Below are 15,059 nucleotides of genomic sequence, written 5' to 3' on the forward strand. Positions count from 1 at the left end.
GTGTGCTAGTGAACTAAGCCAGTAGAGCTTATGTATTTTGAACCTCGTTTTGGGGTTCCTTTGAGAGCATTAGATTGCCTCGATCAAATTTGACATTGTTGGAGAGTTTGATCCTGGCTCAGGACGAACGCTGGNCCCTTCAGCGCAAAATTTGCGATGAAGGGGCCTTTCATTGCACTCGGTGGCCTCGACCTGCCGAAGTTCTCTCAGCGTGTCGTGAAGCTTGCGTTCCGTTTACGCCGCCGATCTGGCACCCTGGAGTGGTGTTGCGGCTTGCAGGTGCACGGCTGCTCGATGATCGGGACTATCCCGCGGTCCGTGCCGCGCTCGCCACAGACCCGGTCGGCAGCTGCATGGTGAGTGCCAGGGTGGAGACCGCGGGTCTCGACCCCTGGCGGCTCGGTGGTGAGCTCTGGGCCGCGGATTCCCGCCCCGTTCGCGCGGGCAGGCTCCAAGGGCTGTGCTTCTCCGGGCCGAACTTGATCCCCTTGCGCGGCAACGCCTCCGCTTTGCGTTCCTTCGCCGATCGTGCCCTGCGGCGGCAGCGGACCTGTTCGTCACTGGTCGGCCCGGCCGAGCAGGTGCTGGGCCTCTGGGACGAACTGGAGCCGGAATGGGGTCCCGCCCGCGAAGTCCGGCACGACCAGCCGCTCCTGGCGCTCGACGGGATCCCGTCCGTCGCCACCGATCCGCTGGTCCGCGCGGTACGCCCGGAGGAACTCGACCGGTATCTCCCGGCCGCGATCGCCATGTTCATCGAGGAGGTCGGCGTCGATCCCCGCACCGGTGACGGCGGCGCCGGGTATCGCGCCCGCGTCGCGGAGCTGATCGCCGGCGGCCGGGCGTTCGCGCGGTTCGAGGACGGCGAGGTCGTCTTCAAGGCCGAGATCGGCGCGATGTCCTCGACGGTCGGCCAGATCCAGGGCGTCTGGGTGCATCCGGAACGCCGCGGCGGCGGGGTCGGCACGGCCGGGACGGCGTCGGTGGTGACCAGGCTCGTCCGCGGGATGGGCCGCACGGCGAGCCTGTACGTCAACGCCTACAACGGCCCCGCGCTCGCCGCCTACCGCAAGATCGGCTTCCATCAGGTCGGGCAGTACGCGACGGTTCTCTTCTAGGCCGTGTCGTGTCCGGCCGGAAAGGGCCGGGACTGGCAGGATTCGCGGCATGCCTGCAGGTCGTCGTGTCGCCGTCGTCGTGCTCGCGGGGGTGGTGGGCCTCTCGGCCGCCGGGTGCGGACTCTTCGCCGACTCCGGTCCTGAAGACGCCATCTCGGGCTTCCTCGGCGGACTCTCTTCCGGTGACGTCGCCGCCGCGGCCTCCTTCACCGATTCGCCGGAGGCTGCGCGAGCGTCGCTGGAGATGGCGCGGAAAGCGCTTTCGCCCGAGTCGATCACCGTCGTGGACAAGCAGGTCCGGCATTCGTCCGGGGCGGACGACGGGACGGCGACCTATCAGCTCAGCTGGAAGCTGCCGCGCGGCCGGACCTGGACGTACAAGGCCGACGCGCAGATCCATTCCACGCAGGACGGCTGGAAGGTGCGCTGGTTGCCGACGGCGCTCCATCCGCAGCTCGCCGCGCAGCAGAGCATCGCGCTGAAGGCCGATCCGCCGGATCTCGCGCCGGTGCTGGACCGCGACGGGATGCCGTTGCTGCGCCCGCAGACGGTCGTCAGCGTGGTGCTCGACCCGGCGAAGGCGGGCGATCTGGTGGCCGTCACCGACAAACTCGGCGCGGCGCTCAACCGGTTCGAGGCGTCGGTGACCGGCCAGTCGATCCGCGACGGGGTGAAGACGCTCAAACCCGGCTCCGGCTATCCGGTGGTGAGCTTGCGGGCGAACAGCTACCAAGAGGTGAAGCCCGAGATCTACGATCTGCCCGGCGTCCGGTTCAGTCAGCAGGAAAGGCTGCTGCCCGACGACAAGAACTTCGGCAAGCAGGTGCTGCCCGCGGTCCGGTCGCTCGTCGAGGACCAGGTGGAGGGCTCCGCGGGCTGGCGCGTCGTCACGCTCGACACGGGCGGCGGCGAGATCATCGACCTGCACTCCGAGAACCCCAAGCCCGCGCCCGCGGTCGTCAGCACGCTCAGCGTGAAGGCGCAGGGCTCGGCGGAGCGGGCGCTCGCGCCGGTCCCGACGGCCTCCGCGCTGGTCGCGATCCAGCCGTCGACCGGCGAACTGCTGGCGGTGGCGCAGAACGCCCCGGCCGATACCCAGGGCGCGATCTCGCTCACCGGCCGGTTCCCGCCCGGCTCCACGTTCAAGATGGCCACCGCCGTCGCGGGGCTGACCGCGGGTTCGGTGCGGGCGGACAGTCCCGTCGACTGCCCCGGCACGGCCACGTTCGAAAACCGGACCGTGCCGAACGAGGGCAAGTTCGCGCTCGGTGTCGTCCCGCTCTCCACGGCGTTCGCCAAATCCTGCAACACGACGTTCGCGAAACTCGCGACCGACCTGCCGCCCGCCGCGCTGACCGACGCCGCGCGCGACCTCGGCGTCGGTGCCGACTTCGTGATTCCCGGCCTGACCACGATCACCGGTTCGGTCCCACCGGCGAACACCGTCGCGCAGCGGGCCGAGAACGGCTTCGGGCAGGGGACCGTCGTGACGAGTCCGTTCGGGCTGGCGGTCGCCACCGCGACGGTCCAGTCCGGGAAGGTGCCGGTGCCGACGCTGGTGCGCGGGATGGCCACGACGTCGTCCGGGCTCGGCAAGCCGATCAAGCCGGAGGTGCTCGACGCGCTGCGCGGGATGATGCGTGAGGTCGTCACCGACGGCACGGCGACGCTGCTCAAGCCCTTGGCGGACGTCCGGGGCAAGACCGGGACGGCGCAGTTCGGCGACGGCACGCATTCGCACGGCTGGTTCGTCGGCTACACCGGCGACCTGGCGTTCGCGGTGCTGACGACCGACGCGGGGACGTCCAAGCCCGCGGTCGAGGCCGCCCAGCGCTTCCTGGCGGGGCTCGGCTAGCCGTCAGGTCGTAGGCTGGGCTCATGTCCGTTCGCTCCCCCTTGAAGCCCGGCGTCCAGACGCCGAGGCGAGTCGTCCCCGCCGGCATCGCCCGTCCCGAGTACGTCGACCGGCCGGCGCCGAAACGCGACACGGGCAACGGGGTCCGCACGCCCGAGGTCATCGAGGCGATGCGTGTCGCGGGCCGGATCGCGGCGCAGGCGCTCGAGGAGGGCGGCAAGGCCGTCAAACCCGGTGCGACCACCGACGACATCGACAAGGTGATCCACGAGTTCCTGCTGGACAACCACGCGTACCCGTCGACGCTGGGCTATCGCGCGTTCCCGAAGTCGTGCTGCACCTCGCTGAACGAGGTGATCTGCCACGGCATCCCGGACTCGACGGTGATCGAGGACGGCGACATCTGCAACATCGACGTCACCGCGTTCATCGGCGGCGTCCACGGTGACACCAACGCGACGTTCCTGGCGGGTGACGTCTCCGAGGAGGCGCGGCTGCTGGTCGAGCGCACGCGCGAGGCGACCATGCGCGCCATCAAGGCCGTCCGCCCCGGCAGGCAGCTCAACGTCATCGGCCGCGTCATCGAGTCCTACGCGAAGCGGTTCGGCTACGGCGTCGTGCGGGACTTCACCGGCCACGGCGTCGGCCCTGCGTTCCACACCGCGCCGACCGTCCTGCACTACGAGGAGCCGTCGGTCGACACGGTGATCGAGCAGGGCATGACCTTCACGATCGAGCCGATGATCACCCTCGGGACGATCGAGTACGACATCTGGGCCGACGACTGGACCGTCACCACCAAGGACAAGAAGTGGACGGCCCAGTTCGAGCACACGCTCGTGGTGACCGAGGACGGCGCCGAAATCCTCACCCTGCCCTGACGTGGGCTGAAAGGGCCCTTCACCGCATCCGATGCGGTGAAGCGGGCTCCGGCCGGGCCATCGCGAAATCTGCGATGAAAGGCCCCTTCATTGCGGGCTAGGGCCGGACGGACCGGCTCTGATCAGCTGTCGTAGCTGCGACGCGGGCGTCCGCCCGGACGCTGCGGACGGCCGTTGCCGCCACCGGACTCGCCACGACGCGGGCGGCCGCGGAAGCCGCCGGGACGGCCGCCTTCGCGGTGACCGTGACCCTCGCGCGAGCCCTGGTAACCGCCGCGGTCGCCGCCACCGTAGCCGCGGCCACCGCCACGACGCGGGGACTCACGACGACGCTCGACGACCGGCTCGCCGCTGGGCTGCTGCGCACCGGTGATACGAGCGAGCTCGGCGTCGCCCGGGCGGACCGTGGTCTGCTCGGCGCGGACACCGGCGCGGTCGGTCATCCGGCGCACCATGCGGCGCTGGTCGTGGGTGACCAGCGTGACCACGACACCGGACGCCCCGGCGCGCGCGGTGCGGCCGGCACGGTGCAGGTAGTCCTTGTGGTCGGCGGCCGGGTCGACGTGCAGCACCAGCGAGATGTCGTCGACGTGGATACCGCGCGCGGCGACGTCCGTGGCGACGAGGACGGGCGCGTAGCCCTCCTTGAAGTCCGCGAGTACGCGGTTGCGCTGGCCCTGGGTCTTGCCGCCGTGCAGCGCGGCCGCGTGGACGCCCTTCTCGCGCAGGCGCTCGGCGAGGCGGTCCACGTGGTGCTTGGTGCGGACGAACATGATCGTGCGGCCCTCACGGGCGCCGATCTCGGTGATGATGTCCTGCTTGTCCTGGTGCGACACCTGGAACACGTGGTGGTCCATGGTGGTGACGCTCGCGGTCGACGGGGCGACCGAATGCGTGACCGGGTCGGTCAGGTACGCGCGGACCAGCCTGTCGACGTCACCGTCGAGGGTGGCCGAGAACAGCAGGCGCTGGCCGCGGGCCGGGGTCAGGTCGAGGATCTCGCGGACCTGCGGCATGAAGCCCATGTCGGCCATCTGGTCGGCCTCGTCGAGCGCGACGAAGTTGACGTCGGACAGCGACGCGGTGCCCTGGCGGACGTGGTCCGACAGCCGGCCGGGGGTGGCGATCAGCAGGTCGACGCCGCGGGAAAGCGCGTCGGCCTGGCGGGTGAAGGCCATGCCGCCGACGGCGGTGCGGCACCACAGGCCGAGCGACTTGGCCAGCGGGGTCAGCGAGTCGGCGACCTGCATCGCCAGCTCGCGGGTCGGGACCAGGATCAGCGCGCGCGGGTGCTTCGGACGGGCACGGCCGCCGTTGAGCCGGGTCAGCATCGCGAGGCCGAAGGCCAGGGTCTTGCCGGAACCGGTCTGGGCGCGGCCCAGCACGTCGCGGCCGGCGAGCGCGTCGGGGATGGTCGCCGACTGGATCGGGAACGGGGAGGTGATACCGGCGTCGGCCAGTGCCCGCAGCAGCGGCTCGGGAAGCCCGAGCTCCGCCCAGGTGGTGGCCTTGACACTCTCGACGGCGTCGTTGTGCAGCATCGCGTCACCCGCGGGGCGGGTGCGCGGCTTGCGGTGCTGCCGGGCCGACGGTGAGGTGTGGCCGGAGTTGAACGTGACTGTCACAAATGCCTCTCGGACGTGGCACGTCACAAGGAGGCCCGGGCTGCCCGCACGCAGGCAAGGCAAGATGGTGTGCACAGATGGGCGTTCACAGGGACGAACCCGGCACACCGCGTCTGCGTGACACCGCGCGCCAATTGGTTGATACGGATACCGCGAGCCATTCGGTTGGCTTTGGAGGCGACGGACACCAACTCATCCACGCCGCCGGTTGCGGTCTGTCACTACTGTACCGGACCGTTATCCGGCCTCCCAACCGGAGGGACCGATTGTGGGCAGGGTCTCCACCGCGGGGTCCTTCCCGGCGTGATCGTGCCGGGAAGGACCCCGCGAGCCACTGTGGACGGTCACCGGAGACCGGCGATCTCCTTCAGCTCCTCGATCAGCTCCGGGACCGCCGTGAGCCGCTCCGGCAGCCCCCGCGAGTGGAACCACGTCGCGATGTTCCGCACGTCCCGCGCGAGGAACTCCAGCCCGCCGGGGTTGGCCACGATGTCGACCACCTGCGGCAGATCGATCACCATGATCCGCTCACGGTGGACGAGCAGGTTGTACGCCGAGAGGTCGCCGTGCGCGAGCCCCTGCGACGCCAGCAGTTCCAGCATCGCCGCGGTCTGGAACCACAGTTCCCGCAACTGCTCGGGCTCCGGCCGGACCTGTGCCAGGCGCGGCGCGGCCGTCTCGCCGTCGCCGAGGAATTCCAGCAGCAGCTCGGTGCCGTCGCGCTGCACCGGGTACGGCACCGGCGCGCCGACCGTCCAAAGCCTGCTCAGCGCGCCGAATTCGGCCACCGCCCACTGTTCGGCGATGAGGTTCCGGCCGAAGCTGCTGCGCGACTCCATGGCCCGCATCTCCCGCGACCGCCGCATCCGCCTGCCTTCGAGGTAGCCGGCGTCGCGGTGGAACAACCGGTGCTCGCCACTGCGATACCGCTTCGCGGCGAGCACGACACCCTCGGTGCCGGGCAGATTGCGCCGGACGAGATGGACGTCCGCCTCCTTGCCGGTCTTGAGGATGCCGAGTTCGGTGTCCACCGCCGCGAGTTCGGTGATCACCCAGTCCGGGCGCGGCAGCGGCCCGTGCTCCGCGTCTCCCCACGTGCTCCAGCGGTCGGCGCCGTCGGGGATGGCGGTCTCGGTGTAGGCGTCCTCACGCAGCCGGGCGAGCCGGACGCGTTCGGCTTCGGTGAGCCGTCCGCCGCGGGTGGGTTCGGGCTCGTCGTCGAACCGGGCACGACGGGTGCGGCGAGGGCGTTGTTCGTAGGACTCTTCGAGATCGTGCTTGCGCACTGGTGGGTTTCTCCTAGTCAGGGATGCCCCACCGGGCGAGCGTCGTGCTCAGCCTCGAGGGGCGAGTGGATGGGGGCGGCCAAGGCCCCGGACAGTCATCAGCACGAGGCACCTCCCTGTCGCATCCACCGGCTCCCTGCCGGATCGCGCACGATCATCGCGGACGCCGTCAGGCGCGCGCAACCGAATTAATTTCCGGCGCGTCGAAGTGACAAGCATGGCGGTGGCGCGGGTGCCCGGCTGGTCGACGTCCCGCCGATTCCGTGGCGGCACGAANGCGGACCTCGTCCGACGTCGCGGTCGTCACCGCGCTGCTGCGGCAGTGGCTCACCGAACCGCAGCCGTTCGAGTCGATGCGGGAGCCGGCGGGTAAGGCGCTGGAGGCGCTCATCGCCGCCACTCAGCTCCGTTTCCCGGTGGTCGGCACCAAAACGCCACTCACGACCTCCATCCGGGCCTCAATCGGACATTGAGTCAGCGAAAGTGTCCTTGGTGGACACTCAGGGGCGCGGTCGGCTCCTGTCGGCCAGGGCAACCGAGTGCGTGACCTGCGGCAACCCTCACCGCTTACGATCAAGACCCCCATCCAAGATCAACTTAAGCTACGTGGCATTGGGTTAAGACGCTCATTGCCGCTCACGACCCCGCTCCCCACTGCTGACTCGACCACCCGCGTGGGGGATCCCTTCGGACGCCGCCGGCACTTGCCCGCGGGTGAGGGGCAGCGGCCTTCAAGCGAGTCCTGCGTCCCAATCAGGTGCGACTTGTGGTGTTCATGTGGCCAAACAGCACAGTTGGGGTGCACAATGTGTTCACGCGTACCGGGAGGCGGCACGAGCCACCTGACCAGCGCAGCTCGCGAGGTCGTAGGGGAAGACGCCCCTCGTCGAGTAGCGGAGGTCAGCAGTGAGCACCCGTGGCAACACCCGTGGCGTGGTGTACGTCCACTCGTCGCCGTCTGCGGTGTGTCCGCACGTCGAGTGGGCCATTTCGGGCACCCTGGGTGCTCGAGTCGAGTTGAAGTGGACGGCGCAGCCCGCCAGTCCAGGACAGCTCCGCGCCGAATGTGGTTGGCGTGCGCCTTCGGGCACCGGCGGAAAGCTGGCGTCCGCGCTCAAGGCGTGGCCGATGATCCGGTTCGAAGTCACCGAAGAGCCCAGTGCGGGGGTCGACGGGGAGAGGTTCTGTTTCGCTCCGGGTCTCGGCCTGTGGCACGGCAGGACCAGCGCCAACGGCGACATCGTCGTGGGCGAGGACCAGTTGCGTGCCTTGGTGAGCAAGGTCCGCACCGGCGAATCGCTGGCGCACAAGCTGGACGAGCTCCTCGCCGCCAACTGGGACGAAGCGCTCGAACCGTACCGGCACGCCGGTGACGGCGCCCCGGTCACCTGGCTGCACCAAGTCGGGTAGACGCCGGTGATGACGGAAGAGGCGGGCGGCTAACCTTTCAGGGTGACCGCCCAGCCTCGCCCCCTCTCTCGCCAGCGGTGGCTGATCCCCGTTCTCGTGGTCGTGATCTCTTTGACCGTCGGCGTGGGGTTGCTGGCACGTGATCTCTACACCCGCCCGGAGGCCGCGCCCACCGAGCCGGTCGTGAGCGAGTCGCCGACGTCTGTCGCCCCGGAGCAGCAGCCCGGCTCGCCCGTCGTCGAGGTGACTCCGGACGTCTTCGCGCATCCGCAGTACCAGAGCGTCCGGCAGGTGCTGCAGGGGTATTTCGACTCCATCAACGACCGCGACTATCCGAAGTGGACATCGGTGGTCACCCGTGAGCGGGCCAAGACCAAGACCGCGGCGGAGTGGAAGAAGGACTATCAGTCCACTCGGGACGGCAGCATCCTCGTCTACCGCGTCGAGCCGAGCACGCCGACCATGCTCCGGGTGCTCGTCGCGTTCACCAGTACGCAGGACGTCGAGGACGCGCCGCTGTACCTGCCGGAGGGGTGCATCCGCTGGCGGCTGGTGCTGCCGCTGCGGCTGGAGAGCGGATCGTGGCGCGTCGACACCACCGACGGCGGCACCAACCCCGAACACGAAAGATGCTGAAGTAAGGGGCGACATGGTCCCCGAGGCTGACGCGAGGGGGGGCCGGGCGGAATAGAGTCGCGGGCATGGCAATTGATCAGCCGGCCCTGCTGACCGACGCCTCAAGGGGGCTCACCAGCGAAGAAGTCGCCCAGCGGGTGGCGGCGGGCCAGACCAACACGGTCTCGACGAAGACCAGCCGGACGACCGGCGAAATCATCCGGGCGAACGTCTTCACCCGGATCAACGCGATCTACGGCGTGCTGTTCGTGCTCATCCTGTCGACGGGATACTTCATCGACGGGTTGTTCGGCGGGCTGATCATCGTCAACAGCGCGGTCGGCATCATCCAGGAACTCCGGGCGAAACGGACGCTGGAACGGCTCGCGATCGTCGGGCAGGCGAAACCGACGGTCCGCCGTGACGGTCAGAGCACCGAGATCGCGCCGGAAGACGTCGTGCTCGGGGACCTCGTCGAACTGGGGCCCGGCGACAAGATCGTCGTCGACGGCCCGGCGCTGACGGCCGACGCGCTGGAGGTCGACGAATCGCTGCTGACCGGTGAATCCGATCCGGTGGTCAAGCAGCCCGGCGACAAGGTGCTGTCCGGCAGTTTCGTCGTCGCGGGCAGCGGCACCTTCCGCGCGGACATCATCGGCGACGAGTCCTACGCGGCGAAGCTGGCCGCGGAGGCCAGCAAGTTCACCCTGGTGAAGTCGGAACTGCGCCAGGGCATCGACAAGATCCTCAAGTTCATCACGTACCTGCTCATCCCGGCGGGCGCGCTGACGATCTACAACCAGCTCGCGGGCGACCAGGCGTGGCCGGACGCGCTGCGCGGCATGGTCGCGGCGCTCGTGCCGATGGTGCCCGAGGGCCTGGTGCTGATGACCAGTGTCGCGCTCGCGGTCGGGGTCATCCGGCTGGGCAAGCGCCAGTGCCTGGTGCAGGAACTCCCGGCGATCGAGGGACTCGCCAGGGTCGACGTGGTGTGCGCGGACAAGACCGGCACGCTCACCGAGAACGCGATGCGGCTCTCCGAGGTCCGGGAGATCACGCCGGGCCATCCGGTGGACGACGTGCTCGCCGCGCTCGCCGCCGCCGATCCGCGCCCGAACGCGAGCCTTCAGGCGATCGCGGAGGCGCACCGGGCCGATCCGGGCTGGCGGGTCTCCACGACCATGCCGTTCTCCTCGGCGCGCAAATGGAGTGGTGCTTCGTTCGGCCACGACGGCGACTGGGTGCTAGGCGCGGCCGACGTCCTGCTGCCCGAGGGCGAGCACCGGGCGGAGGCCGAGAAGATCGGTTCCCGCGGTCTGCGCGTCCTGCTGCTGGGCCGTGCCGAGCGGGCCGTCGACGCGCCCGAAGGCCCCGGCGAGATCGAACCGGTCGCGCTCGTGGTGCTGGAACAGAAGGTCCGCCCGGACGCGAAGGACACGCTGGACTTCTTCGCGCACCAGGACGTCGCGGTCAAGGTCATCTCCGGCGACAACGCCATTTCGGTGGGCGCCGTCGCGAGCACCCTGGACCTGCCGGGTGCGGACAAGCCCGTCGACGCGCGGAAGCTGCCGGACGACGCGGAGAAGCTGGCCGACACCGTCGAGGATCGCGCCGTCTTCGGCCGCGTGACCCCGTTGCAGAAACGCGCGATGGTCGGCGCCCTGCAGTCGAAGGGGCACACCGTCGCGATGACCGGCGACGGCGTGAACGACGTCCTCGCGCTGAAGGACGCGGACATCGGCGTCGCCATGGGCGCCGGCAGCCCGGCCACCCGCGCGGTCGCGCAGATCGTGCTGCTGGACGACAAGTTCGCCACCCTGCCGCACGTCGTCGCCGAGGGGCGGCGGGTGATCGGCAACATCGAGCGCGTCTCGAACCTGTTCCTCACCAAGACGGTCTACTCGGTTCTGCTGGCGCTGATGGTCGGCATCGCGCAGGTGCCGTTCCCGTTCCTGCCGCGGCACATCACGATCACCGCGTGGTTCACGATCGGCCTGCCCGCCTTCGTACTCTCGCTGGCGCCGAACAACGAACGCGCCCGCACCGGCTTCGTCGGGCGGGTGATGCGGATGGCCGTCCCGGCCGGGCTGGTCATCGCCACCGCGACGTTCGTGAGCTACCTGCTGGTGTACAAGGGATCCGGACAGTCCGAACTGGACAAGATCCAGGCTGGGACGACCGCGCTGATCACGCTCATCACGATCGCGCTGTGGGTGCTCGGGATCGTCGCGCGGCCGTACCGGTGGTGGAAGATCCTGCTGATCGGCGGGATGGTCGTGCTGACGCTCGCGTTGTTCCTGATCCCGTTCACGCAGAAGTTCTTCGCGCTGGACCCGAGCGTGAGCGCGTACACGCTGTCTGCGTTCGCCTGTGCCGGAGTGGGGATCGTGCTGGTGGAGGCCGCCTGGTGGATCGGGCGGCATCTGGTCAAGCGTCAGGAGGCATGACATCCGGGATCGCCAAGCGCCCGAAGTACGTGAAGGCTCCCTTCACCGCGCTAGATGCGGCGAAGGGAACGCGTGTCGTCCACCTGATCACGCCAGTCACGCCCCTGATCACACGAGTCACGGATTTGGGCACGTGAGGTGCGCGGCTGGGCAGACGAGTGGCGGGGGCGGCGTGGAGTTGGGGGTTACGGGGTCAGCGCGGGGAGGGTTTCGCTGAGGGGGCCGCGGACGACGACAGTGGCCATGGAGTCGTAGGGTGTTTCGGAGCCGTTGCAGATCACGACGGCGGATCCGGACCGTGAAGCGACACTCACCAGTGAGGCGGCCGGCTGTACCCGTAGCGAGGACCCGGCCACCAGCAGGAGGTCGCTGTCGGAGACGGCGGTCCGCGCGGCCCGGAGCAGGTCCTGGTCCAGGTGCTGGCCGAACGAGACGGTGGCCGACTTGAGGATGCCGCCGCACACCAGACAGGTTGGATCGGTCTCGCCCGCTCGGACCCGCTCCAGTGTCGAGCGCATGTCCCGGTGGTCGTCACAGGACAGGCAGACGGACTCGAACATCGTCCCGTGGAGTTCCAGCACCCGCTCGGGTGGAGAGCCCGCTTTCTGGTGCAGCCGGTCGATGTTCTGGGTGATGATCCGCGTCGGCGACAGGCGCTCGAGCGCGTAGTGCGCGGCATTCGGTGTCGCGTCCCAGCCGGGATGCACCAGGCGCGCCTGCCAGGTCCGCTCACGGACCTCACGGCTGCCTTGGTACGCCTTGAGGTTCGACATCTTCTCCGCGGCCGGGTCGCGGGTCCACAGGCCCTGCGGGCCGCGGAAGTCGGGAATCCCCGAATCCGTGGAGATCCCGGCGCCGGTCAGTGCGACGACCCGGCCGGCGCCGGCCACGAGTGAGCGGGCGGTGCTCAGGGTGCTGGTCACCGGCCCATCATGCCTCTACTTGAGCGCGCTGCCCGCCTGCCAGTCCGCCCACGACTTGGACCAGTCGCCGTAGAGGTCCCATACCGGCAGCTGCGGGCCGCCGGAGTTGGTCACCTCGACGACGTCGCCGAGCCCCATGTTCTGGTAGAACCACTGGGCGTTGGCGGCGTTGAGGTTGATGCAGCCGTGCGACACGTTCGAGCTGCCCTGCGCGCCGACACTGTTCGGGTTCTCGTGGACGAACTCGCCGTCGTTGGAGATCCGCAGCGACCACTTCTCGTTCGCCTTGTAGTACCCCGGCTGGCCCTGACAGACGCCGTAGGTGCACGAGTCCATCACGTAATTCTCGTGTTTGTCCGAAATGACGTGTGCGCCCAAATGCGTGGGTGTGGCGTCCTTGCCCATGGAAATGGGCATCGATTTCGCCAGTTGACCGTTATGGAAGACCTGCATCTGTTCGGTGTTGCCGTCGGCTTTCGCGACCCACGAATCGTGCACTTTGTACGTTTCGGTGCGATCGGTCGCACCGTAGACGCCATTGCCGAAATCGACGCCGTAGATCATCGCCGAAACCTTGAGCGTCGTCCCCGGCTGCCAGTACTCCTTGGGGCGGTAGTGGACGTTCTTGTCGTCGATCCAGTACCAGGAGCCCTCCTGCTTCGGCGTGGACTCCACGGACAGCTTCTTCTCGACCTCGGCCTTGTTCTTCACCGGCTGGCCGAAGGCGAACACGATCGGCTGCCCGACGCCGACACCGGCGGACGCCACCGCCGAGGGGGCCGGGATGAGGTTCGGGTTCGCCTGCTGCTTCGGACTCAGCGTGGAGACCCTGCTCTGCTGCTCGACGGGCTTTCCATCGGTGCCCTGGGCATGCGCCACGATCTTGTAGGTGCTGCCGTAGCCGAGCGGTTCGGTGCTCTTCCAGCTGAGCCCGTCGCTCGCCAGCTCGCCCTTTACCTGCTTGCCCTTGTCGGCGTTGGTGACGGTGACGTCGATCAGCTTGCCGTGCTCGGCCTTGACCACCACCGGGGTCGCCGGATTGACGTTCGCCCCGCCTGCCGGATCGATGGTCAGCGAAACCGGGCTCGTGGCCGGCTCGGCGCCGGTGCCGGGCGAATTGGTGTCGCCCGCGGGCGAACAGGCCGAGATCACCAATGCCGCGGCGAGTATTCCGGCCGTCGAAAGTAATGTCTTCTTGGGAAACATAGGGTTCTCTCTTTAAATGTAACCAGTTACGTCGCTCGATCCGCGGAATGTTCTCTCTTTCAAAACTACGCGACGAAGAAGACGTGATCGATGCCGGTCGGTTGCTCGTCACGCCACGACGAGACCAGGGGCACCATAAAGACCGGGGCCATCGACACTCAATTCGCCCAAATAGGTCTTCGCGGCCTCATAAGCCTCGGCGGTGAGTGTCGTGGTGTGGCTGAAGTCCAGCGGGCTGACCCGCACCGGTTTCGGCCCGGGCACGTACACCACGGGCACTTCGGCCGCCGCGATCGGCGCCTCCAGGACCGCCTGGTTCCGCATGCTGATCATCGCGGTGAACATCAGCACCTCGGCGAAGGTCTGCGGGGTGCCGGGCATCTTGCCGGGGAAGGCGCAGTCGAGGACGACGAGCGATTTCGCGCCCATGGCGAGCGCCTGGCGCATCGGGACATTGGCGACCAGGCCGCCGTCGTAGAGCATCCGGTCCCCGAACGGCACCGGCGGATAGATCCCCGGAATCGCGCAGCTGGCCAGCAGGGGTGCCAGAACGGGTCCTGTGCGGATGAGCAGCGGCTCGGCGGTGTCGACGTCCGTCGCGACGACACCCAACGGCAGCGCGAGATCCTCGAACCGGGCGCCCTCGCCGATGTGCTCGTCGACGATCGCGGCGAGACCGGTGTTGGGGAACAGGTTGGTCTTGCTGTGCCGGAGCGTCCGCACCTGGCTGAGCACGCCACCGGGGAACGCCTCGTGCCGGGTCATCCGCGACCAGATCCGGTCGAGCCGGTCGCCCGATTCGCCCCCGAGGGCGAGGACGGCGGCGTTCAGCGAACCCACCGAGGTACCGACGACGAGGTCTGGCGCGATGCCTGCTTCCGTGAGGGCACGCAGCATCCCGACCTGCATCGCCCCGAGACTGCCGCCACCACCGAGGACGAAACCGATCGGCTGGGGCAGGTTCAGGGCGGCCATGCCCGGAATCTAGTCGTCCGCGCCGACCTTCGCCGGGGTGGCTTCTTCGGCTGTGACCGCGAGCGCTTTCTTCTTCTTGTAGCGCAGCAGGAAGAACACCGCGACGCCGACGAGGACGCCGACGATCACCAGGCCGCCGGTGTTGAGCGCGCCTTCGACCTTCTTGGCGGCCTCGCCGAGAGCGGCGCCGATGCCGATGTGGATGGCCGACCAGCAGGCCGCGCCCGCCGCGGCGGCGGGCAGGAACTTGCGGAAGGGCAGGCCCGACGTGCCCGACGCCGCCGGGGTCAGCGTGCGGATCACCGGGAGGAACCGCGCGAAGAACACCGCCCACGCGCCTCGCCGTTCGAGCACCCCCGTCGCCTTGTCCCAGGCGTCGAGGCCGTACTTGCGGATCAGTTTCGTCTCGCGCAGACGCGGACCGAAGCGTTTGCCGATCGCGTAGCCGAGCGAGTCGCCGAGTGCGGCGCAGACCGTCACGACGGCCCACAGGGTCAGGAAGCGGGAGACCGACGTCGCCGTCGTGGCCGCGACCAGCAGCCCCGATTCACCGGGGGCGATGAAGCCGAGCCCGATGGTGCACTCGGCGAACACCAGTCCGCCGGTCGCCGCGACCAAACCCGGTTCCGGGAGACTCTGCAGCCAGTTCAGAAGATCAGTTACCAACGCCACCAGGTCACTTTACTGATTCGTGACCTGGTGGGTGGCGATGTCGCGA

General features: G+C 68.8%; 12 protein-coding genes. 6 read left to right on the forward strand and 6 right to left on the reverse strand.

Annotated features, from left to right (window positions below; all coding sequences use genetic code 11):
- The first annotated feature begins 263 nt into the window (after positions 1–263).
- The 3 genes from LCL61_RS15410 to map are packed head-to-tail and all read left to right on the forward strand — an operon-like array spanning position 264 to position 3,854.
- Positions 264–1,118: a DUF4081 domain-containing protein gene (locus LCL61_RS15410; protein ID WP_340687454.1), complete on the forward strand. Its 855-nt coding sequence runs from the start codon at positions 264–266 to the stop codon at positions 1,116–1,118.
- A 49-nt stretch (positions 1,119–1,167) separates the two neighbouring features.
- Positions 1,168–2,973 (forward strand): penicillin-binding transpeptidase domain-containing protein, encoded by a 1,806-nt coding sequence (locus tag LCL61_RS15415; RefSeq protein ID WP_340687455.1) that lies wholly within the window; start codon positions 1,168–1,170, stop codon positions 2,971–2,973.
- Between the two features lie 23 nt (positions 2,974–2,996).
- Positions 2,997–3,854, forward strand: coding sequence for a type I methionyl aminopeptidase (map, locus tag LCL61_RS15420; protein WP_340687456.1), 858 nt, complete (start codon positions 2,997–2,999; stop codon positions 3,852–3,854).
- A gap of 122 nt (positions 3,855–3,976) precedes the next feature.
- On the opposite strand, the gene LCL61_RS15425 is transcribed toward map, so the two are convergent.
- Positions 3,977–5,479 (reverse strand): DEAD/DEAH box helicase, encoded by a 1,503-nt coding sequence (locus LCL61_RS15425; RefSeq protein ID WP_340687457.1) that lies wholly within the window; start codon positions 5,477–5,479, stop codon positions 3,977–3,979.
- Positions 5,480–5,823: 344 nt separating this feature from the next.
- Positions 5,824–6,765 carry a serine protein kinase RIO gene (locus LCL61_RS15430; RefSeq protein WP_340687458.1) on the reverse strand — a complete coding sequence of 314 codons (942 nt, stop codon included), beginning with the start codon at positions 6,763–6,765 and terminating at the stop codon, positions 5,824–5,826.
- A 906-nt stretch (positions 6,766–7,671) separates the two neighbouring features.
- Here LCL61_RS15430 and LCL61_RS15435 point away from each other — a divergent pair.
- From LCL61_RS15435 to LCL61_RS15445, 3 genes are all read left to right on the forward strand, one after another.
- A complete protein-coding gene (locus LCL61_RS15435) occupies positions 7,672–8,175 on the forward strand; it encodes a DUF3145 domain-containing protein (protein WP_091599164.1) in 504 nt (167 codons plus the stop codon).
- Between the two features lie 42 nt (positions 8,176–8,217).
- On the forward strand, positions 8,218–8,811 hold the full coding sequence (locus tag LCL61_RS15440) for a hypothetical protein (protein WP_340687459.1): 594 nt from the start codon (positions 8,218–8,220) through the stop codon (positions 8,809–8,811).
- A 65-nt stretch (positions 8,812–8,876) separates the two neighbouring features.
- A complete protein-coding gene (locus tag LCL61_RS15445; RefSeq protein WP_340687460.1) occupies positions 8,877–11,237 on the forward strand; it encodes a cation-translocating P-type ATPase in 2,361 nt (786 codons plus the stop codon).
- Positions 11,238–11,422: 185 nt separating this feature from the next.
- On the opposite strand, the gene LCL61_RS15450 is transcribed toward LCL61_RS15445, so the two are convergent.
- The 4 genes from LCL61_RS15450 to LCL61_RS15465 form a co-directional block, all read right to left on the reverse strand.
- The gene (locus tag LCL61_RS15450) at positions 11,423–12,160 is read right to left on the reverse strand and encodes a Sir2 family NAD-dependent protein deacetylase (protein ID WP_340687461.1); all 738 of its coding nucleotides are present in this window, start codon (positions 12,158–12,160) and stop codon (positions 11,423–11,425) included.
- 15 nt (positions 12,161–12,175) lie between these two features.
- The gene (locus LCL61_RS15455; RefSeq protein ID WP_340687462.1) at positions 12,176–13,366 is read right to left on the reverse strand and encodes an Ig-like domain-containing protein; all 1,191 of its coding nucleotides are present in this window, start codon (positions 13,364–13,366) and stop codon (positions 12,176–12,178) included.
- Positions 13,367–13,474: 108 nt separating this feature from the next.
- On the reverse strand, positions 13,475–14,341 hold the full coding sequence (locus LCL61_RS15460; protein WP_340687463.1) for a patatin-like phospholipase family protein: 867 nt from the start codon (positions 14,339–14,341) through the stop codon (positions 13,475–13,477).
- Between the two features lie 9 nt (positions 14,342–14,350).
- The gene (locus tag LCL61_RS15465) at positions 14,351–15,013 is read right to left on the reverse strand and encodes a DedA family protein (RefSeq protein WP_340687464.1); all 663 of its coding nucleotides are present in this window, start codon (positions 15,011–15,013) and stop codon (positions 14,351–14,353) included.
- Positions 15,014–15,059: the final 46 nt, after the last annotated feature.

The sequence above is a fragment of the Amycolatopsis coloradensis genome, assembly GCF_037997115.1.
In the GTDB taxonomy this organism is placed as follows: domain Bacteria; phylum Actinomycetota; class Actinomycetes; order Mycobacteriales; family Pseudonocardiaceae; genus Amycolatopsis; species Amycolatopsis coloradensis_A.